Annotated in this window: 18 protein-coding genes; 5 read left to right on the forward strand and 13 right to left on the reverse strand. The window is 68.8% G+C overall.

Annotated features, from left to right (window positions below; translation table 11 throughout):
- Nucleotides 1-45: 45 nt before the first annotated feature.
- From ABL843_RS00580 to ABL843_RS00630, 11 genes are all read right to left on the reverse strand, one after another.
- Nucleotides 46-1,938 carry a tannase/feruloyl esterase family alpha/beta hydrolase gene (locus ABL843_RS00580; protein WP_418118637.1) on the reverse strand — a complete coding sequence of 631 codons (1,893 nt, stop codon included), beginning with the start codon at nucleotides 1,936-1,938 and terminating at the stop codon, nucleotides 46-48.
- A 106-nt stretch (nucleotides 1,939-2,044) separates the two neighbouring features.
- Nucleotides 2,045-2,923 (reverse strand): helix-turn-helix domain-containing protein, encoded by an 879-nt coding sequence (locus tag ABL843_RS00585; RefSeq protein WP_126020630.1) that lies wholly within the window; start codon nucleotides 2,921-2,923, stop codon nucleotides 2,045-2,047.
- A gap of 8 nt (nucleotides 2,924-2,931) precedes the next feature.
- Nucleotides 2,932-3,633 carry an ABC transporter ATP-binding protein gene (locus ABL843_RS00590; RefSeq protein ID WP_126020628.1) on the reverse strand — a complete coding sequence of 234 codons (702 nt, stop codon included), beginning with the start codon at nucleotides 3,631-3,633 and terminating at the stop codon, nucleotides 2,932-2,934.
- Nucleotide 3,634: 1 nt separating this feature from the next.
- Nucleotides 3,635-4,390, reverse strand: coding sequence for an ABC transporter ATP-binding protein (locus ABL843_RS00595; RefSeq protein WP_418118638.1), 756 nt, complete (start codon nucleotides 4,388-4,390; stop codon nucleotides 3,635-3,637).
- Entirely contained in the window at nucleotides 4,387-5,346 is a 960-nt protein-coding gene (locus ABL843_RS00600) for a branched-chain amino acid ABC transporter permease (protein WP_126020624.1), read from the reverse strand. The genes ABL843_RS00595 and ABL843_RS00600 overlap by 4 nt, the downstream gene beginning before the upstream one ends.
- Nucleotides 5,343-6,215 carry a branched-chain amino acid ABC transporter permease gene (locus ABL843_RS00605; RefSeq protein WP_126020622.1) on the reverse strand — a complete coding sequence of 291 codons (873 nt, stop codon included), beginning with the start codon at nucleotides 6,213-6,215 and terminating at the stop codon, nucleotides 5,343-5,345. Before ABL843_RS00605 ends, ABL843_RS00600 begins: the two co-directional genes overlap by 4 nt.
- A gap of 142 nt (nucleotides 6,216-6,357) precedes the next feature.
- Nucleotides 6,358-7,533, reverse strand: a complete 1,176-nt coding sequence (locus ABL843_RS00610; protein ID WP_184638979.1) for an ABC transporter substrate-binding protein — start codon at nucleotides 7,531-7,533, stop codon at nucleotides 6,358-6,360.
- A complete protein-coding gene (locus tag ABL843_RS00615; RefSeq protein ID WP_418118639.1) occupies nucleotides 7,530-8,333 on the reverse strand; it encodes an alpha/beta fold hydrolase in 804 nt (267 codons plus the stop codon). The genes ABL843_RS00610 and ABL843_RS00615 overlap by 4 nt, the downstream gene beginning before the upstream one ends.
- Before the next feature lie 73 nt (nucleotides 8,334-8,406).
- The gene (locus ABL843_RS00620) at nucleotides 8,407-9,954 is read right to left on the reverse strand and encodes a benzoate-CoA ligase family protein (protein ID WP_126020615.1); all 1,548 of its coding nucleotides are present in this window, start codon (nucleotides 9,952-9,954) and stop codon (nucleotides 8,407-8,409) included.
- Nucleotides 9,955-9,983: 29 nt separating this feature from the next.
- The gene (locus ABL843_RS00625) at nucleotides 9,984-11,534 is read right to left on the reverse strand and encodes a 3,4-dehydroadipyl-CoA semialdehyde dehydrogenase (RefSeq protein ID WP_418118640.1); all 1,551 of its coding nucleotides are present in this window, start codon (nucleotides 11,532-11,534) and stop codon (nucleotides 9,984-9,986) included.
- On the reverse strand, nucleotides 11,531-12,019 hold the full coding sequence (locus ABL843_RS00630) for a DUF4863 family protein (protein WP_418118641.1): 489 nt from the start codon (nucleotides 12,017-12,019) through the stop codon (nucleotides 11,531-11,533). Before ABL843_RS00630 ends, ABL843_RS00625 begins: the two co-directional genes overlap by 4 nt.
- A 163-nt stretch (nucleotides 12,020-12,182) precedes the next feature.
- Between ABL843_RS00630 and ABL843_RS00635 the strand changes: the two genes are divergently transcribed.
- The 5 genes from ABL843_RS00635 (at nucleotide 12,183) to ABL843_RS00655 (ending at nucleotide 18,471) form a co-directional block, all read left to right on the forward strand.
- Complete coding sequence (locus ABL843_RS00635) at nucleotides 12,183-13,127, forward strand: helix-turn-helix transcriptional regulator (protein WP_184638973.1); 945 nt, start codon at nucleotides 12,183-12,185, stop codon at nucleotides 13,125-13,127.
- A gap of 150 nt (nucleotides 13,128-13,277) precedes the next feature.
- Nucleotides 13,278-14,954, forward strand: coding sequence for a 2,3-epoxybenzoyl-CoA dihydrolase (gene boxC, locus ABL843_RS00640; protein WP_184638971.1), 1,677 nt, complete (start codon nucleotides 13,278-13,280; stop codon nucleotides 14,952-14,954).
- Nucleotides 14,955-15,138: 184 nt separating this feature from the next.
- A complete protein-coding gene (boxB, locus tag ABL843_RS00645) occupies nucleotides 15,139-16,566 on the forward strand; it encodes a benzoyl-CoA 2,3-epoxidase subunit BoxB (RefSeq protein ID WP_418118642.1) in 1,428 nt (475 codons plus the stop codon).
- A 131-nt stretch (nucleotides 16,567-16,697) separates the two neighbouring features.
- Nucleotides 16,698-17,990, forward strand: a complete 1,293-nt coding sequence (boxA, locus tag ABL843_RS00650) for a benzoyl-CoA 2,3-epoxidase subunit BoxA (protein ID WP_418118643.1) — start codon at nucleotides 16,698-16,700, stop codon at nucleotides 17,988-17,990.
- Nucleotides 17,991-18,000: 10 nt separating this feature from the next.
- Nucleotides 18,001-18,471: a MaoC family dehydratase gene (locus ABL843_RS00655; protein WP_418118644.1), complete on the forward strand. Its 471-nt coding sequence runs from the start codon at nucleotides 18,001-18,003 to the stop codon at nucleotides 18,469-18,471.
- 55 nt (nucleotides 18,472-18,526) lie between these two features.
- Here ABL843_RS00655 and ABL843_RS00660 read toward each other — a convergent pair whose 3' ends face one another.
- Nucleotides 18,527-18,982, reverse strand: coding sequence for an adhesin (locus ABL843_RS00660; RefSeq protein ID WP_418118645.1), 456 nt, complete (start codon nucleotides 18,980-18,982; stop codon nucleotides 18,527-18,529).
- 187 nt (nucleotides 18,983-19,169) lie between these two features.
- On the reverse strand, nucleotides 19,170-20,147 hold the full coding sequence (locus tag ABL843_RS00665; protein WP_418118646.1) for an alpha/beta hydrolase family protein: 978 nt from the start codon (nucleotides 20,145-20,147) through the stop codon (nucleotides 19,170-19,172).
- Nucleotides 20,148-20,185 lie beyond the last annotated feature (38 nt).

Genomic DNA, 20,185 nt, shown 5'->3' on the forward strand with positions numbered 1-20,185 from the left:
GAAGACCGCCTTCGTGCTTTGCAACAGAGTGTGCCGCCGGTTCGCTCAGCGGCAGGCGAAGCTCTCGGCCTTGCTCACGTCGCCGCCGAGGTAGGCGATCTTCTTCGGGTAGGTGCACAGCGGCCGCGCGAGCGACCTGTCGGCGTTCTGCATCACCATGCTGTCGGGCGCGATGCCTTTCTCGACCCAGTCGGTCAGCGCCGCGAACAGCTGGTTCTGCGCCGGCAGCGGCGGGTTGGCCGTGGGGCTGGTGCCGGCGAGGCCGTTGACAGAGCCCACGCCCGCGCAGTGGCCCATCGCCGGGATCTCCACGTAGCGGTAGAACTTCTGCAGTGCATCGATGCCGCCCATCGCCTTTGCCGCGCGCTCGTAGTAGTTGGCGGTACCCGAGCTCGGAATCAGCTGGTCGGCCAACCCGTGGTACGTCAGCAGCTTGGCGCCGCGGTCGCGGAAGCGCGCGAGGTCGGGGTTGTCGGCGTTGATGTTCGCGAAGGCCGTCTGCAACGCCTTGCCGCGGTCGCTCGCGTTGGCGAGCTGGGCGTAAGACAGGCCCTTCCACTTGTCCGCGCCGTTGCCCGTGGCGTTGATGAAGTCCGGCGTTGCGATCGTCGGGTCCTGCAGGTTCAGCGCCACCTGGTGCGCGGCGATGTGGAAGGGCATGGGCACGCCGGCCACCGAGTCGGCCAGCGAGAAGCCTGGCGCGCCGGGGCTGTTGAGCGCGGTGCCGCGCGTGAGGCCGTACCAGAGCTGGTTCGATGCCAGCGTGGCGCCGTAGCCGATGTCGCTGGCGGGCGCGGGCGCGCTGCCGTCGCGTGTCTGGCCGTACCAGATCTTGTTGACGGCCTGCGCCTGCGCGGTGCTCAGGCATGCGGCGGTGGCGTTGGTGCCGCCGCTGGCGGTGCAAAGCACGGTCTTGTCCTGAGCGGGGTCGTACTTGCAGGCGGCGGGGTCGCTGATGAAGCCGTCGTGCTGGCCCGTGAGCGCGCTGTCGCAGGCGCTCACCGCCGACGAGGACACCAGCGAAAGCTGGTCGGCCGTGAGCGGCGTGCCGCCAAGGTCGCGCTGCATCACCACCTGCGGATACAGCTCGGCGGTGATGAAGCTGGTCCAGTTGATCGCGCTGTTGCCGGCCAGGATGCCGTCGAAGTCGTCGGGGTTCACCTGCGCCTGCATGTGGCCCTGGCGGCCGCCGGTGGAGCAGCCGTCCCAGTAGGCGTACTTCGCGTCGCGCTGGTAGAAGCCGGCGGCGAGTGCCTTGGCCTTGACGGCCATCTGGTGAATGCCGCGGCTCGCGAAGTCGGTCCACAGCGTGGTATTGACGGTGCCGTCGGGGTTCATCGCGAACGAGCCGTCCACCGAAGGCAGCGGCGCCTTCGATGCATGCCCGGCGTCGGTCACGGCGCTCACCGAGCCTTCGCCCGCCGCGATGGCGGCTGCATTCGCCCCACCGATCTGCGTCTTCGCGCCGATGCCCGCGTCGCCGACGAAGCCGCCGCCGCCGAGCACGCGGATGCGGCTGTTCCACGAGGCCTGCGAAGGCAGCCACACCTCGATGCCGATGCCTGGCGAGGTCGATGGCGCATCGGCCGGGCCCGCATGGCCGGGTCCCACGTTGAGCTTGACCATGCACACGTCGCTGGCCGCCACCGTGCCCGAGGCCTTGCCGTCGAGGTTCAGGTCGTCGCCTTTCCTGAACTGTTTCACCACCGTCACGGTGGTGTCGGCGTCGGGCTTGAACGCGGTCTTCAGGCTTTCATCGCAGGCCAGGGCCAGCGGCGCGCCGGCGGGTGGAGCCGTGGCTGGCGCCGGAACGAGAGGCAGCACGGCAGGGCCTGAGGAGCTGCTGCCGCCGCAGGCCGTGAGCACGGCTGCCGCGGCGAGGCTCAGGCAGAGGACGGCGGAAATGGGGATCGGCGGGGTAGGCAATGGCTTGGGCATCTTCTCGTCTCCTGTTGTGTAGAGACATGAATTTGCCCGCGCCCCCCGCCGCGGTATATCGACATGCGATCACCGCTTGCAGGATTCCTTCACCCTCCACCGGGACTTACCCGCGCCGCGCGCGCGCCGGCGTGGTGCCGACCAGCTGGCGGAACACCTGCGTGAAATGCGCCTGGCTCGAAAAGCCCACGGCCTGCGCGATCTCCGCGAGCGACTGGTTGCCGCGCAGCAGCGACAGCGCGTGGCGCACGCGCTGCTCCATCACGTAGCGGTACGGCGTCGCGCCGGTGCTGGCGCGGAAGAGCCGCGTGAAATGCACCGCGCTCAGGTGCAGCTCGGCCGCGAGTTCGTCGATGCCGAAGTCCTCGGACAGATGCTGCATGACCCAGTCGTACACCCTGCGCAGGTCGTTCTGCGAGAGCCGTCCGCGCGGGCGCCGGGTGTTGCCCGTGGCTCCGTAGCGGTTGCGCAGGTAGCTCGCGAGCGCCATCGACAGGCCCTGCGCATGCAGGCGGCCCGAGCTGCAGCCGCGCTCCACCTCGTCGCGCATGGCGATGACCAGGGCCGACAGCGTCGCGTCGGTGGTCGACAGATGCGTCTGCAGGTGCAGCTCGCCGTCGCCCTCGGGCATGAGGCTGCGCAGTGCCTCGGGGCGGATCTCCAGCACGATGGTCTCGGCGAGCTCGCCGGTCCAGGTTGCGCGCTCGACCTCGTAGCCCTGCTCGAAGATGAAGATCCCGCCGGCGTTCGACTCGAAGGGATGCTGGCGCCGCCCCCGCGTCATCGCGCCTTTCACATGGCCGCGCACGCACAGGCCGATCAGCGGATGCGGGTTGTAGCAGGCGGGGTTCTCGCCATCGCCGGACATCGCGCGCACCTCCAGCGCGAAGCCCTGCCACGCCGTGGCCTGCGCGTTCATCAGCATCCTGCCGTCGAAGGGCAGGGGCTTGCCCGATGTGTCGAGGAGGCTGATCTCGCGCGTCATCGCGTGGCCTACACGCCGAGCAGTTCCTCCAGCGCGTGCGGCTCGGCCAGCAGGTCGGCCGAGGCACCGTGCCGCACGATCTGTCCCTTCTCCATCACCACCGCGAGGTCGGTGTGCGCGAGCACCTTGCGGTAGTCGCGGTCGACGATCAGCGTGGCGATGCCGGTGGCGCGGATCTCGCCGATCACGCGCCAGATCTCGGCCACGATCAGCGGCGCGAGGCCTTCGGTGGCCTCGTCGAGGATCAGCAGGCGCGGGTTGGTCATGAGCGCGCGGCCGATGGAGAGCATCTGCTGCTCGCCGCCCGACAGCTGCTGGCCGCCGTTCGACAGGCGCTCCGCCAGGCGCGGGAAGGTGGCCATCACGCGGTCGAAGGTCCATTCGCGCCGGCCGTCGATGCCCGCGCGCTCGCTCATCACGAGGTTCTCGCGCACCGACAGGTTCGGGAAGATGCCGCGCCCCTCGGGCACGTAGCCGATGCCCAGGCGCGCCATCTTCTCGGGCGGCAAGCCGGTGACGGTGCGGCCGTCGACCTGCACTTCGCCCGACGCGGGGCGCACGTAGCCCATCATGGTGCGGATCAGCGTGGTCTTGCCCATGCCGTTGCGCCCGAGCAGGCCGACCGAGGTGGCCGCGGGAATGCCGGCATGCACGCCGCGCAGGATGTGGCTGTTGCCGTAGTAGGTGTTGAGGTCGCGCACGAGCAGCATGTCAGTGGTCTCCGAGATAGGCCGTGCGCACTTCCGGGTTCTCGCGGATTTCCTGAGGCGTGCCCGTGGCGATGACCGCACCGTTCACCATCACGGTGATGCGGTCGGCGATGCGGAACACGGCGTCCATGTCGTGCTCCACCAGCAGGATCGCGTGCGTGGCCTTCAGCCGCGCGAGCAGCGTGAGCATGCGGTCGGTTTCCTCGGCGCCCATGCCGGCGAGGGGTTCGTCGAGCAGCAGCACGCGCGGGTTGGTGGCCAGGCACATCGCCACTTCGAGCTGGCGCTGCGCACCGTGGCTCATGGTGCCGGCGATGCGCTGCGCCTCGTGCGCGAGGCCGGCGGCCTCCAGCGCAGCGTCGGCCGGGGCACTACTGGTCGCGCAGCCGCGCGACGACTCCCAGATGGCCCAGGGCTTCGGCGTGGCGGCCTGCGCGGCGAGCCGGCAGTTCTCGTGCACGCTGAACTCCGGGAAGATGGTGGTGCGCTGGTAGCTGCGGCCCACGCCGTCGCGCGCGCGCTTCCATTGCGCGCGGCCGGTGATGTCCGTGCCGTCGAGCGTGATGCGGCCCTCGCTGGCCTCGATCTCGCCCGAGAGCATGTTGATGAGCGTGGACTTGCCGGCGCCGTTGGTGCCGATCACGGCATGCACCTCGCCCACGTGCAGGTCGAGCGTGACGCCGTTGACGGCCGTGAGGCCGCCGAAGCGGCGCGTGAGCTTCTCGACGGAGAGCAGTGCGTTGGTGGTCGTCGTCATGCGGCTCCCTTCGGCGACAAACGTTGCACCAGGCCGATCAGGCCCTTGGGCAGCAGCGCCACGAACACGATGATCGTGAGCCCCAGCGTCAGCTGCCAGTGGTCGGCCAGCGGGCCCATCACCGCGTGCGTGGAGAAGATTTCCTTCAGCAGCGTGAACGCCACGGCACCGATCACCGCGCCGCGCAGGTGACCGAGACCGCCGAGGATCACCATCAGCAGCACCTCGCCCGAGTTGTGCCAGGCCATCAGCTCGGGGTTGACCACGCCGTCGCGCGAGGCGAGCAGGAAGCCCGCGAGCCCGGCCAGCGCGCCCGCCAGCACGAAGGCCGCGAGCTTGTAGCCGTACACAGCGAAGCCGGCGGCGCGCATGCGCTGCTCGTTCACGCGGATGCCCGCCAGCGCCGCGCCGAAGCGCGATCGCCGGATGAGCGCCAGCAGGGCGTAGGTGAACACCAGCGAGGCCAGCACCACGTAGAACAGCACCGTGCGGTTCTCCATGTCGAGCGCGCCGATGGCGGGCCGCACGTACATGTAGATGCCGTCGCTGCCGCCGCCCACCTTGGTGTCGTGGAACACGAAGAAGGCCATCTGCGCGAAGGCGAGCGTCACCATGATGAAGTACACGCCGCGCGTGCGCAGGCTCAGGGCGCCGACGAAGAGCGCATAGAGCGCCGCAACGCCCATGGCGGCCGGCAGCAGCAGCGCGAAGTTGCCACCCTCGTTGCCCGAGGCCAGCACCGTCACGTAGGCACCGATGCCGTAGAAGGCCGCGTGGCCCAGGCTCACGAGGCCGGTCATGCCCACCAGCAGCTCCAGGCTCAGCGCGAAGATCGAGAGGATCATCACCTTCACGATGAAGTCCGATGCGTAGTTGCCCATGAACGGGCCGGCGATGCCGACGGCGACCGCGCAAGCCACGGGCAGCAGGAAGGCGCTTTTCTTCATGGCTGTCATGGCCGCCTCCCCATCAGCCCCTCGGGCTTCCAGATGAGCACGATGGCCATCAGCAGGTAGATGCCGATGCCGCTCAAGTCGGCGAAGAACACCTTGCCGAAGGTGTCGACGAAGCCCACCAGCAGCGAGGCCACCAGCGCGCCGGTGATGGAGCCGATGCCGCCGATCACCACCAGCACGAAGCAGATGATGAGCACGCTCGCTCCCATGTTCGGATACACCGAGGACATCGGCGCGGCGATCATGCCGGCCAGCGCGGCGAGCGCCACACCGGCGGCGAACACGATGCGGTAGAGCCGCTTCACGTCGATGCCCAGGCCGCGCACCATGTCGCGGTTGCTCGCGCCGGCGCGGATCATCATGCCCAGGCGCGTGCGGTTCACCACCCAGTACAGGCCCACGGCCAGCACGATGCAAGCGGCCGACGCGAAGAGCCGGTACCACGGGTAGCTCATGACGCTGCCCAGCGCGAAGCTGCCGTCGAGCCACGCGGGCACCTTCACGCCATGCACGTCGTTGCCCACGAGGATGGAGCGCAGCTCCTCGAACACCAGGATCAGGCCGTAGGTCATGAGCACCTGCTGCAGGTGGTCACGCTGGTAGAGGTAGCTGAAGAAGGCCCATTCGAGCAGGTAGCCGAACACGGCCGCCAGCACCACGCCGGCCACCAGCATCAGCAGGAACTGGTCGCCGAACAGTGGCGCGAGCGAGAACGCCATGTACGCGCCGATCATGTAGAAGCTCCCGTGGGCGAGGTTGATGACGCCCATGATCCCGAAGATCAGCGTCAGCCCCGAGGCCACGAGGAAGAGAAGCAGTCCGTACTGAACCGAGTTCAGGCACTGGACCAGGAAGGTTCCGAAATCCACGAGGGGGTTCTCTCTGGGCGGGATCGTTGTTCAATAGGCGTGCGTTGCGCGGGACACCGCGGAACCGGCTTGGCCGGGCCGCAGGTGTCGCCCCCAGCAAGGGGGTTGGCGCAGCACACGAAGTGCGCGAAGCCTGGGGTGCTTACATCCTGCAGCCGCGGGCCGGATCGGCGAGGCCCTTGATGGCCGTGCTCACCAGCTTGTTCTCCTTGCCCTCCACCTTGCGCAGGTAGATGTCCTGCACCGGGTTGTGCGACTTGCTCACGGTGAACGCGCCGCGCGGGCTGTCGATCTTGGCCTTCTCGACGGCGGCCGCGAACTCGGCCTTCTTCGAGATGTCGCCCTTGGTCGCGTTCAGGCCAACGCCCAGCATCTGGGCGGCGTCGTAGCCCTGCACGGCGTACACGTCGGGCTGCAGCTTGAACGACTTGGCATACGCCACGCGGAAGGCGTTGTCGCGAGCGGTGTTCAGGCCGTCGGCGTAGTGCAGCGTGGTCAGCATGCCCTGGGCCGAGTCGCCCTGCGCGTCGAGCGTGCCGTCGGTCAGGAAGCCGGGGCCGTACAGCGGGATGGTCTTGTTCAGGCCGGCGGCCTGGTAGTCCTTGACGAACTTCACCGCGCCGCCGCCCGCGAAGAAGGCGTACACCGCATCGGGCTTGGCGGCCGCGATCTCGGTCAGCAGCGCCTGGAACTCCACGTTGGGGAAGGGCAGGGTGAGCTGCTTGTCGACCTTGCCGCCGTTCTTCTCGAAGCCTTCCTTGAAGCCGTTGACCGACTCGTCGCCCGCGGCGTACTTCCAGGTGATGGTCATCGCCTTCTTCTTGCCCTGCTGCTTGGCCGCCACCTCGCCCATGGCGTAGGCCGGCTGCCAGTTGCTGAACGAGCTGCGGAAGATGTTGGGCGCGCACATCGGGCCCGTCACTGCGTCGGCGCCGGCATTGGGCACGATCAGCACGGTGCCGCTTTCCTTGGCGGCCTTGGCCATGGCCATGGCCACGCCGGAGTGCACGGTGCCGACGATCACGTCGACGTTGTCGCGCTTGATGAGCTTGTTGACGTTGTCGGTGGCCTTGGCCGGGTCGGACTCGTCGTCGACCTTGAAGTATTCGATCTCGCGGCCGGCGAGCTTGCCGCCCTGCTCGTCGACGTACAGCTTGAAGCCGTTCTCGATGGCCACGCCCAGGGCGGTGTAGGTGCCGCTGTAGGGCAGCATCAGGCCGACCTTGAGCTTGCCCGTGCCCTGGGCGCCGGCGGCCGCCGCCAGCGAGGCGAGGGCGATGGCCGTGAAGGCGAGGCGGGCGGTGCTGCGAATGGTCATGGTGTCTCTCTCCGATTTCTGGTGATGAAGGAAGTGGCCGCGACGATGACACGATCCGGCTGATCGCGATGCGGGGAATGCCCGCATTGAGGGATTTCCAGCAGCTCGCATCCATCCACGCGCGCGGCGATGCCGCGGATCTGCGCGAGGGTGCCGTACTCGTCGTCGATGCCCTGCACGGCGAGCACGGGGCAGCGGATGGTGTCGAGTTCGCTCTCGATGTTCCAGTCGCGGAATGGCGGGTGCAGCCAGATGCGGTTCCAGCCCCAGAAGGCGGAGTCGGCGCTGTCGTGGTAGCGGCCCAGCTTCTGCGGCAGGTCGGTGCCGAGATAGGCGGTGCGCGCGTTCTCGATGTTCGCCACCGTCACGTCCTCCACGAAGATGTGCGGCGCTAGCACGACGAGGCCCGCCACCTTTTCGGGAAAGCGCGAGGCATGCAGCAGCGAGATCGAGCCGCCGTCGCTGTGGCCGAAGAGCCAGGGTTTCTGGTCGCCGAGGCCGAGCGCGGCGAAGAGGGCGGGCAGCACCTCGTGCGCCTGGCGGTGCATGAAGTCGACGTCCCAGATCTCGTCGTCCGCGCGCGGCGTGGAGCGGCCGTAGCCGGGGCGCGAGAACACGAGGCCGCGCACGCCGGCGGCTTCGCACAGCCGCGCGGGAAAGTCTTTCCACATCGCGACCGAGCCCAGGCCCTCGTGCAGGAACACGACGAGCGGCGCAGTGGTGCGCTCGGGCGCGATCCACTGGCATTCGATGCGCACCTCGCGGTTGCGCCAGGTGATGGTGGCGAAGTCGGTGCTCATGGTTGCTGCGCCTTCCCCCTTTGGAGGAAGGTCGGGATGGGGGCAGGCTGCGCCTGCAAAGGCCGTGCCCGCATCACGCCTGCTTTTCCTTCTCGCGCAGCCGGAAGCGCTGGATCTTCCCCGTCGCCGTCTTGGGCAGCTCGCCCACGAATTCGAGAAAACGCGGGTACTTGTAGGGCGCCAGGCGTTCCTTGACGAAGGCCTTGAGCTCGTCCTCGGTGGCCGCGCTCCCGTCCTTCAGCACCACGAAGGCCTTGGTCTTGGTCAGGCCGTCGGCGTCTTCCTTGCCGATCACCGCCGCCTCGAGCACGGCCGGGTGCTGCATCAGCGTGGCCTCGACCTCGAAGGGCGAGACGTAGATGCCGCTGACCTTGAGCATGTCGTCGCTGCGCCCGGCGTAGGTGAAATAGCCGTCGGCGTCGCGGGTGTACTTGTCGCCGCTCTTGGTCCAGCCGCCCTGGAAGGTCTCGCGCGACTTCTCGCGGTTGGCCCAGTACATCAGCGCCGAACTCGGGCCGCGGATGTAGAGGTCGCCTACCTCGCCGTCGGGCACGGGGCGGCCGTCCTCGCCGCGCAGCTCGACCTCGTAGCCTTCCACCGGCCGGCCGGTGGTGCCGTAGCGCACGTCGCCTGGGCGGTTGGAGATGAAGATGTGCAGCATCTCGGTGGAGCCGATGCCGTCGATGATCTCGCAGCCGAAGTGCTGCTTGAAGCGCTGCGCGATCTCGCCCGGCAGCGCCTCGCCGGCCGAGGAGCACATGCGCAGCGCCACCGCCTCGCGCGCGGGCAGCCTGGGCGAGGCGAGCATGCCGGCGAAGCCCGTGGGTGCGCCGAAGAACACGGTCGGCTTGTGTTCCACCCAGCGGCGGAAGGTGGCGTCGGGCGTGGGGCGCTCGGCCATCAGCACCACGGTGGCGCCCACCGAGAGCGGAAAGGTCAGCGCATTGCCCAGGCCGTAGGCGAAGTACATCTTGGCGGCCGAGAAGCAGACGTCGTCCTCGGTGAGGCCGAGCACCGGCTTGCCGTAGAGCTCGGCCGTCCACCACAGGTTGGCGTGCGTGTGGACCGTGCCCTTCGGCTTGCCGGTGGAGCCGGAGGAATACAGCCAGAAGCCCGGGTCGTCCGAAGCCGTGGTCACCGGCGCCGCGAGCGGTTCGACGGCGGCGAGCGCGGCGTCGAATTCCTGTGCGCCTTCGGGCAGCGCGCCGGCGGGCTGCGACACGAAGAGCGCGCGCACCTCGTGCCCGCCGCGCGACATCGCCTCCTGCAGCGTGGGCAGTAGCGCGCCCGACACCAGCACCGCCTGCGCGCGGCTGTGGTCGAGCATGTAGGCGTAGTCGTCGGGCGTGAGCAGGGTGTTGACCGCCACCGGCACCGCGCCGGCATAGAGGCTGCCGAGGAAGCTCACGGGCCAGTCGTTGCCGTCGAGCATGAGCAGCAGCACGCGCTCTTCGCGCCGGATGCCGGCGGCCTGCAGCGCGGCGGCCAGGCGGCGCGAGCGCTCCTCGAGCTGGCCGTAGCTCAGCGTGCCGCGGTCGTCGATGTAGGCGGTGCGCGCGGCGCGTTCGCGGTTGAGGTCGAACAGGTGTCCGGCGAAGTTGAATCGTGGGGGCGGGGTCATGGTCTTGTCTCCTTCGGCCGTGTTCTTTTCTAGAGGCCGAGCGCGGCGATCACGCCGGGGCTCGCCTGCACCGCGGCGCGGCGGTGATAGAAGTCGAGCGCGCGCAGCCCGCCCAGCTCGGCGCCGCCGCCCGCGCGGCCGGGGCCGCCGTGCAGCGACATCGGCATCACGTTGCCGTGGCCGGTGTGGGCCTGCGCCACTTCGGGGCTGACGACGTGCACGCGGCCGTGGCTAGGGGCCACCGCGAGCGCGGCCTGCGCCAGCGCCGCGTCGTCGCTTCCATATATGGAGGTGACGAGCGAGCCCTGGCCGCGATGCGCCAGTGCGATGCCGTGCGCGAGGTCGCGGTAGGGCAGCAGCGTGGCGACGGGGCCGAACACTTCCACGTCGTGCACCTGCTGCGCTGCGTCGGCGTCGCGCGCGCCCAGCAGCACGGGGCCGATGCAGGCGGCAATGGCCGGGTCGGCGTCGACCAGGGGCTTGTCGCGGCCGTCGTGCAGCACGGTGGCCTGCGCGGACAGCGCAGCCAGTCCTTCACGCACCGAATCCAGCTGCGCGCGGCTCACCAGCGAACCCATGCGCACGCTCTCGTTGCGCGGATTGCCGACGGTGATGCCCGCGAGCCTGGCGCCGATGGCCTCGGCCGCCGCGTCATAGAGCTCCGCCGGCACCAGGATGCGGCGGATGGCGGTGCACTTCTGGCCCGACTTCACCGTCATCTCGCGCACCACTTCGCGCACGAGCAGGTTGAAGGCGTCGCTGCCGGGCGCGGCGCCGGGCAGCAGCAGGGCGCTGTTGAGGCTGTCGGCCTCGATGTTCACGCGCGCCGAGCGCTGGGCCACGGCCGGGTGCGAGCGGATCACCGCCGCCGTTTCAGCCGAGCCGGTGAAGGAGGCCACGTCGAAGGGCTGCAGCGCATCCATCAGGCCGGCCGAGCTGCCGCACACGATGGAAAGCGCGCCGGCCGGCAGCACGCCCGCGTCGACCACGTCCTTCACCATGCGCTGCGTGAGCCAGGCGGTGGCCGTGGCGGGCTTCACGATCACCGGCACGCCGGAGAGCAGCGCGGGCGCGGCCTTCTCCCACAGGCCCCAGGAGGGGAAGTTGAATGCGTTGATGAAGAGCGCCACGCCCCGCGTCGGCACCTGCAGGTGCTGCGACTGGAACACCGGCTCCTTGCCGAGCTTCACCGCGTCGCCGTCGCGCAGCGCGCGCACGTCGCCGAGCGCATCGCCCCACTTGGCGTACTGGCCGAGCGTGAAGATCGCGCCGTCGATGTCCACGGCCGAGTCGTTCTTCACCGTGCCGGAGTTGGCGGTGGCGATCTCGTAATACGCGTCGCGGTTGGCCTGCAGCACCTTCACCACGGCCACAAGCAGCCCCGCGCGCTGGCGGTAGGTGAGGGCGCGCAACGCGCTGCCGCCCTGTTCGCGTGCGAAGGCGAAGGCGGCCGGCAGGTCCAGGCCGGTGGCATCGACGCGCGCGAGCTCGGTGCCCAGCACCGGGTCGAACAGGGGCGTGCCGGCCCCCGATCCGCTTTGCCAGCGGCCGGAGACGTAGTTGGGAAGAAGCTCGGTCATTGGGTGAACCTGATCTGCCCCTCGGGCAGGAGATATAGAACGAGCGCGCGGCCGCTGGCCACGGTCGGGCGATGCGCGGTGCCGGGGCCGTAGACGCACCAGCCCGCGGGCCGTCCGTCGAAGGTGGCGGCGCCGTCGAGCGGCATGATCAGGTCGATCTCACCGTTGGGATGCGTGTGGTGCGGGCCGGCGATGTCCTGCATGTCGACCACGTCGACCGAGAAGCGGTGCAGCGCGTCTTCGGCCTTGAAGACGCGGCCGTACCTGATGCCGCCGCCTTCGCGCTCGCAGAGCCAGCCTTCGGCGACGCCGCCGATGCAGGCCTGGCGCAGCTGCTCGAAGCTGGCGCTGCCGGCGCCGTGGTGGGTGTTGAGCCACCGGTCGAGCTCGCCGTCGAGCGGTTTGCCGGCGATCTGGGCGGTCAGGCCGGCGATCAGCTGGTGAAATGCTTCCTTGCCGGTGGCGGGAGTGCTGCTGTCGGACATCGTGGGGCCTCGAACTTTGGAACTACCTTGCAGGATCACTGAGTGTGCAGTATCTTGCGTGTGGCCGAACAATAAGCATCGAGACAATGAGTGTCAAGCAATATAGTGCATCTATGGTGTTTACCCTGAGCGCGCACAATCCCGGCGAAGAACGAGGAATTGCATGAACGAGCATGTAGACGCGGCGCTGGCCGCCGCGCCTGAAAGCGGCAACGGCGCGCCGGGCCAGGCCGTCGCCGGGGAGGCGAAGAATCCGCTGCTGTCGGCGCTGGGCGACCGCGTGCGCAACCTGCGCGCGCAGCGCGGGCTCACGCGCAAGGCGGTGGCTGTCGCGGCCGACGTGTCGGAGCGCCATCTGGCCAATCTCGAATACGGCATCGGCAACGCGTCGATCCTGGTGTTGCAACAGGTGGCTGGCGCGCTGCACTGCTCGCTGGCCGAGCTGGTGGGCGACGTGACCACCAGCTCGCCAGAGTGGCTGCTCATCCGGGAACTGCTCGAAAACCGCAGCGAGGCCGACCTGCGCCGCGTGCGCGTGGCCATCGGCGAGCTGCTGGGCACCGCCTCGGTCGACCCGGCGCGGCACCGGCGCATCGCGCTCGTGGGCCTGCGCGGCGCGGGCAAGTCGACGCTGGGGCAGATGCTGGCGGAAGACCTGGAAATCCCGTTCATCGAGCTCAGCCGCGAGATCGAAAAGCTCGCCGGCTGCAGCGTGCGCGAGATCCACGACCTGTACGGCACCAACGCCTACCGCCGCTACGAGCGCCGCGCGCTCGAAGAAGCGGTGCAGATCTACAGCGAGGTGGTGATCGCCACGCCCGGCGGCATCGTCTCCGACCCGGCCACCTTCAACGAGCTGCTCGCGCACTGCACCACCGTGTGGCTGCAGGCCGCGCCGGAGGAGCACATGGGCCGCGTGGCCGCGCAGGGCGACACCCGCCCGATGGCCGCCAGCAAGGAAGCGATGGAAGACCTGCGCCGCATCCTGAACGGCCGCGCCGCCTTCTATTCGAAGGCCGACCTGTCGGTGGACACCAGCGGCAAGACGCTCCCGCAGAGCTTCCAGGCCCTGCGTGCGGCCGTCCGCCAGTCCATGGGACTGGTCTAGGCGCCTTCCGGACTCCTCAAATCTGAAAAAAAGTGCAGCAGGCATTGACTTGCCTGTGTGCATGCAGCATGATGCATGTCATCGGAGCAAGAAAGTGCATTATCTTTCCTGTTCACGGTTTCCGAACACTGCCCCACAGGAGACTTCCGCATGACCGACACCACCACGCTCCAGGCGCCCCAGCGCGTCGACTACCGCACCGAACCCGGCCAGTACCGCCACTGGTCGCTGAGCTTCGACGGCGCCATCGCGCGCCTCGTGCTCGACATCGCGGAAGACGGCGGCATCCGCCCCGGCTACAAGCTCAAGCTCAACAGCTACGACCTGGGCGTGGACGTGGAGCTGAACGACGCGCTCAACCGCGTGCGCTTCGAGCACCCCGAGGTGCGCAGCGTGATCGTCACCAGCGGCAAGGACCGCATCTTCTGCTCCGGCGCCAACATCTTCATGCTGGGCGTTTCCAGCCACGCCTGGAAGGTGAACTTCTGCAAGTTCACCAACGAGACGCGCAACGGCATCGAAGACTCGTCGAAGCACTCGGGCCTGAAGTTCCTGGCGGCCGTCAACGGCGCCTGCGCGGGTGGCGGCTACGAGCTGGCGCTGGCCTGCGACGAGATCCTGCTGGTGGACGACCGCTCCTCCGCCGTCTCGCTGCCCGAAGTGCCGCTGCTGGGCGTGCTGCCCGGCACCGGCGGCCTGACCCGCGTGACCGACAAGCGCCACGTGCGCCATGACCTCGCCGACATCTTCTGCACCAGCGTCGAAGGCGTGCGCGGCCAGCGCGCGGTCGACTGGCGCCTGGTCGACGCCGTGGCCAAGCCCGCGCAGTTCGCGGCAGCCGTGCAGGAGCGCGCTTCGCAGCTCGCCGCCGGCAGCGACCGCCCGGCCAACGGCAAGGGCGTGGCGCTGACCCGCCTGGAGCGCACCGACAGCGCCGACGGCATCTCGTACGCGAACGTCGATGTGCGGATCGACCGCAGCAAGCGCACCGCCACCATCACAGTGAAGGCGCCCACCGGCGCGCAGCCGTCGGACATCGCCGCCATCGAGGCAGCCGGCGCCGCATGGTGGCCGCTGGCGATGTGCCGCGAACTCGACGACGCCATCCTGAACCTGCGCACCAACGAGCTCGACATCGGCACCTGGCTGCTCAAGACCGAGGGCGACGCTGCCGCCGTGCTCGCGTCGGACGCCGTGATGCTCGCCAACAAGGACCACTGGCTGGTGCGCGAGACCATCGGCGCGCTGCGCCGCACGCTGGCGCGCCTGGACGTGTCCTCGCGCAGCCTGTTCGCGCTGATCGAAGCCGGCTCCTGCTTCGCCGGCACGCTGGCCGAACTGGCCTTCGCGGCCGACCGCGCCTACATGCTCGCGCTGCCCGACGATGCCGAGCGCGCGCCCAGGCTCACGCTGGACGAGTTCAACTTCGGCTTCTTCCCGATGGTGAACGACCAGAGCCGCCTGCAGCGCCGCTTCTATGAAGAGGCCGCGCCGCTGGAAGCCGCTCGCGCCGCCGCCGGCAAGGCGCTCGATGCCGACGAGGCGCTGAAGCTGGGCCTGGTGACCGCCGCGCCCGACGACATCGACTGGGACGACGAAATCCGCATCGCCATCGAGGAACGCGCCGCGATGTCGCCCGACTCCCTGACCGGCCTGGAAGCCAACCTGCGCTTCGCGAGCAAGGAGAACATGGTCACCCGCATCTTCGGCCGCCTCTCGGCCTGGCAGAACTGGATCTTCAACCGCCCCAACGCCGTCGGCGAGAAGGGCGCGCTGAAGGTCTACGGCACCGGCCAGAAAGCCGGCTTCGATTTGAACCGGGTCTGAGGCAAATACAGGACCACAGGAAGAGACAAGAACAGCCGAACGCAGAAGGAAGACAAAAGCTACGCAGAAGCCGCAGAAGAAGAATCACGAGAACCTTCCCTGGTTTTTCTTCTGCGGCTTCTGCGAAACCTTCGCGACTTCTGCGTTCGGTCCCGAGTTTGTGTGTATTCGGAAGGAACCCCCCATGAGCACGATCAACTACAGCGAGAAGATCCCCAACAACGTCAACCTCGGCGAAGACCGCACGCTGCAGCGTGCGCTCGAAGGCTGGCAGCCGAACTTCATCAACTGGTGGGACGACGTGGGCCCCGAGGGCTCCACCAACCACGAGGTGTACCTGCGCACGGCGGTGAGCGTCGATCCGCAGGGCTGGGCGCAGTTCGGCCACGTGAAGATGCGCGACTACCGCTGGGGCATCTTCCTGAACCCGGGCGACGCCAACCGCGAGATCCACTTCGGCGACCACAAGGGCGAGAAGGCCTGGCAGGACGTGCCCGGCGAGCACCGCGCCAACCTGCGCCGCATCATCGTGACGCAGGGCGACACCGAGCCCGCGTCGGTGGAGCAGCAGCGCCACCTGGGCCTCACCGCGCCCAGCATGTACGACCTGCGCAACCTGTTCCAGATCAACGTGGAAGAGGGCCGCCACCTGTGGGCCATGGTCTACCTGCTGCACAAGCACTTCGGCCGCGATGGCCGCGAGGAAGCCGAGGCGCTGCTGCAGCGCACCTCGGGCGACGAGAACAACCCGCGCATCCTGGGCGCCTTCAACGAGCGCACGCCCGACTGGCTCGCGTTCTTCATGTTCACGTACTTCACCGACCGCGACGGCAAGTTCCAGCTGTCGGCGCTGGCCGAGAGCGCCTTCGACCCGCTGGCGCGCACTACGAAGTTCATGCTGACCGAGGAAGCGCACCACATGTTCGTGGGCGAGAGCGGCGTGTCGCGCGTCATCGCACGCACCGCGCAGGTCATGAACGAGCTGAAGACCGACGACCCGCAGAAGGTGCGCGCGGCCGGCTGCATCGACCTGGGCACCATCCAGCGCTACCTGAACTTCCACTACAGCGTGACCATCGACCTGTTCGGCGCCGACCAGTCGAGCAACGCCGCCATCTTCTACAGCTCGGGCCTGAAGGGCCGCTACGAAGAAGGCAAGCGCACCGACGACCACGTGCTCAAGGGCCAGACCTACAAGGTGCTCGAGGTGAAGGACGGCCAGTTCGTCGAGAAGGAAGTGCCGATGCTCAACGCGCTGAACGAAGTGCTGCGCGACGACTTCATCAAGGACTCGGTGGCCGGCGTGGGCCGCTGGAACAAGGTGCTGGAAAAAGCTGGCATCCCGACCCGCCTGGTGGTGCCGCACAAGGCGTTCAACCGCCAGATCGGCGCGCTCGCCGGCATCAAGATGTCGCCCGAGGGCCGCGTGGTGAACGACGTGGAATGGGCCGCCAAGCGCGACGAGTGGTTGCCCAGTGCCGAAGACTTCGCTTTCGTGGCATCGTTGATGGGCCGCGTGGTGGAGCCGGGCAAGTTCGCCGGCTGGATCTCGCCGCCGGTGATGGGCATCAACCGCCAGCCGGTGGATTTCGAGTACGTGCGGTTCGGTTGATCTGCAATTGGGGTATGACTCCCTCTCCCCTCGGGGAGAGGGCGGGGGTGAGGGTGGCAGCGTCCCCACGACAAGCTGCTGCCCCCTCACCCTGACCCTCTCCCCAAGGGGAGAGGGAAAGGAGAAAGAACATGGACATGGCCGTCGAAGCCGGAGTCATCAAGCAGCACCTGATCGACCCCGAGATCTGCATCCGCTGCAACACCTGCGAGGCCACCTGCCCGGTCAACGCGATCACGCACGACGACAACAACTACGTCGTGCGCGCCGACGTCTGCAATGGCTGCATGGCCTGCATCTCGCCGTGCCCCACGGGCTCGATCGACAACTGGCGCACCATGCCGCTGGTGCGCGCGTACTCCATCGAGGAGCAGTTCACCTGGGAATCGCTGCCCGCCGAACTCTCGCCCGAGGAGCTCGAAGCGGCCGGCGTGTCGGCCGAGGTCGCCGGCGGCGCCGAGGCTGCCGTGCCCGCGCAGACCCAGGCGCAGGCCCAGGCAGCGGTCGAGTCGCTGGAGCCGGCCTTCAACTCCGCGCAGTACGGCGCCACCGTGCCGCCCTGGTCGGCCGCGCACGCCTACACCAACCTCTTTCCGCCGAAGACACCGACCACCGCCACCGTGGTGGGCAACTACAACTGCACCGAGGCTGGCTTCGACAGCGAGACGCACCACATCGTGCTCGACTTCGGCGCGCTGCCGTTCCCGGTGCTCGAAGGCCAGTCGATCGGCATCGTGCCGCCCGGCACCGACGCCATGGGCAAGCGCCACCATGCGCGCCAATACTCGGTGGCCAGCCCGCGCAACGGCGAGCGGCCCGGCTACAACAACGTCTCGCTCACCGTGAAACGCGTCACCGAAGACCACGACGGAACGCCCGTGCGCGGCGTGTGCTCCAACTACGTGTGCGACCTGAAGGTGGGCGACACGGTGCAGGTGGTGGGGCCCTTCGGCGCCTCGTTCCTGATGCCGAACCATCCGAAGTCGCACATCGTGATGATCTGCACCGGCACCGGCAGCGCCCCGATGCGCGCCATGACCGAGTGGCGCCGCCGGCTGCGCAAGAGCGGCAAGTTCGAAGGCGGCAAGCTGATGCTGTTCTTCGGCGCGCGCACGCAGCAGGAGCTGCCGTACTTCGGCCCGCTGCAGTCGCTGCCCAAGGACTTCATCGACATCAACCTCGCGTTCTCGCGCACGCCGGGGCAACCCAAGCGCTACGTGCAGGACCTGATGCGCGAGCGCGCCGCCGACCTGGCCGCGCTGCTGAAGGATGGCGCCAGCCACTTCTACGTGTGCGGGCTCAAGAGCATGGAAGAAGGCGTGGTGCTCGCGCTGCGCGACGTGGCGAAGGAAGCCGGACTCGACTGGGACACGGTGGGCGCGGCGCTCAAGCGCGAAGGCCGCCTGCACCTCGAGACCTACTGAGCCCCGGCGGATGAAGTTCGCCGACTTCCATGCGGGCCAGGTCATCGAGGCCGGGCCCTATGTGCTCACAGAGGCCGAGCTTCTGCAGTTCGCGCGGGCCTACGACCCGCAGTGGTTCCACACCGATGCGCAAGCGGCGGCCGACAGCCCCTTCGGCGGGCTCATCGCAAGCGGCTGGCATACCTGCTCCATCGCGATGCGGCTGGTGGTGGAGGCGGCGTTGGCCGGTTCCGAATCTTTCGCGTCACCTGGGCTGGAGCATGTGCGCTGGCCCAACCCGGTCCGCCCGGGAGACGCGCTGCGGCTGGTGGCCGACGTGATCGAGGTGCGCCGCTCAGAGAAGCGCCCGACGTTGGGCATCCTGCGCTGGCGCTGGCGGCTCTTCAACCAGCGCGAGCTGATGGTGCTCGACGCCGGAGTCACGAGCCTGTTCAAGCTCAAGCCGGCCGACCAGGCGACGGAATCAGGCGACAGAACGTGAAAAGGCCCGCGGCGCTCCGGCGCCGCGGGCCTTTGTCATCGGGCTGCCGCCGTCGTTACTTCTTGATGTCGACAGCGCCCGAACCCTGGGCCTTGCCGTGAGCCTTCGCGCCTACGGCAGGTGCCTTCACCGCGCCGCCGGCCGAGCCGACAGCCCCTGTCGCGCCTTCGAGCGTACCGCCCACCGTGTTGGTCACGCCGCCCACGGCGTTCGTCGCTCCGCCGACCGCGTTCGTGGCGCCGCCCAGAACGCCGCCGACAGCATTGCCGGCCGTGCCCGTGGCGCCGCTCGCCGCGCCGCCGGCATTGGTGTTCGCGCCGGCACCGGCGTTGGCACCGGTTGCCGCACCCGCACCGCCGCGTGTGCCTGCGGTGGAGCCCGAGGCATTCACGTCGGCATTGACCCCTACGCCCACCCCGACGCCTTGCGCCTGGGCGACGCCGCCGATGGCCAGCATGCCTGCGAGCAGGGTGCCGAGGACGATGCGCTTGTGTTGATGCTGTTGCTTCATGGGTGACTGTTCCTTTCGTTGCATGGTCACGGTTTCATGGATCGATCGGGTTCGATCGATCCGGGTGCAACCATGGCTGTGCCGCGATCTGTCGCCATGTGCGCCGCTTTCGCCCGCTCGCGTGGGAATCGGCCGTCGGCGAAATCGGGGGCTCGTGCGTTAGGCCCCCGGATCGACGTTCGGCCCATCAAGGCAACAGATGCTTACGGAAGAAAGCCGTTGTCTTCGTGTTCACATCCGGCAACACGTTCTGGCGGTCGAAGCCCGGTGGGTCGTCGAGCATGTCGCTGATCAGCCCGCTCAGTCCTGGCGGGGGTGGCGAGAGCAGCGCGCCGTGGCCGCCGGTGGGCATGCCGGCGATCAGCACGCAGCGCGGCAGGCAGGCCGCGAGCACGCGGTCGCTGTGAAAGCGCGGGATCAGCCAGCGGTCCTGCCGGGCGGTGATGAGGCCCAGCGGCATGCGCGGATCGGCCAGCGAGGCCATGTCGAAATCGGCCGAGGAAGGCACGCCCGCCACGATGGCCGCGATTCGTGGATCGGTGTGCTCGCGCGGCGCGGCGTCATCGCCGAAGCGGTGGCGGATGACGAAGAGCGCCGCCCATTTCCTGACGCCGTCGAGCGGGCCACCGGTCAGCCGCGTGATGAGGCCGACGCAGGACTGGAAGTCGTCCACCAGGTTCGCCTCGCAATGCCGCGCGAAGGCGGCCGGCGACCAGCGCCCGCCGGCCAGGCTCAGGGCCGTGTGGCCGCCCGCCGACATGCCGTACATCCCGACCTTGTCGAGCCGCAGCATCGGCGCGAAGCGCGGGTCGCGTGCCACCGCGTCGATGGCGCGCGAAACCTCGGCTGGGCGCATCGTCCAGCTGTCGGGGCCGGGGGCACTGTCGTCCTTGTAGTTGTCGGCCTTGTGCTCGGGCATGGCGACGACGAAGCCGGCCTCGACCAGGCTGCGCGCGATGTCCGCATGCACCCACGGCGCACCGCCCGAGCCGTGAGAGACGATCACCAGCCGGCCATTGCCGGGCACTGGCGCGCCTTGCACGGCCAAGTCGAGCGTGAAGCGGGCGCGCTGGGTCGGTCGGGCTGCGTCGGCCGAGGGATAGAACACCGTGACCGGGCCGTCGCCGGGCGCGGCGTCGAGCAGGGTGATCGGGGCGGGTGTCATGGCAGGGGGCAGTGCAGCCGGGCCGATTCTCGCCGCCC

Source organism: Variovorax sp. 350MFTsu5.1, assembly GCF_048302515.1.
In the GTDB taxonomy this organism is placed as follows: domain Bacteria; phylum Pseudomonadota; class Gammaproteobacteria; order Burkholderiales; family Burkholderiaceae_C; genus Variovorax; species Variovorax guangxiensis.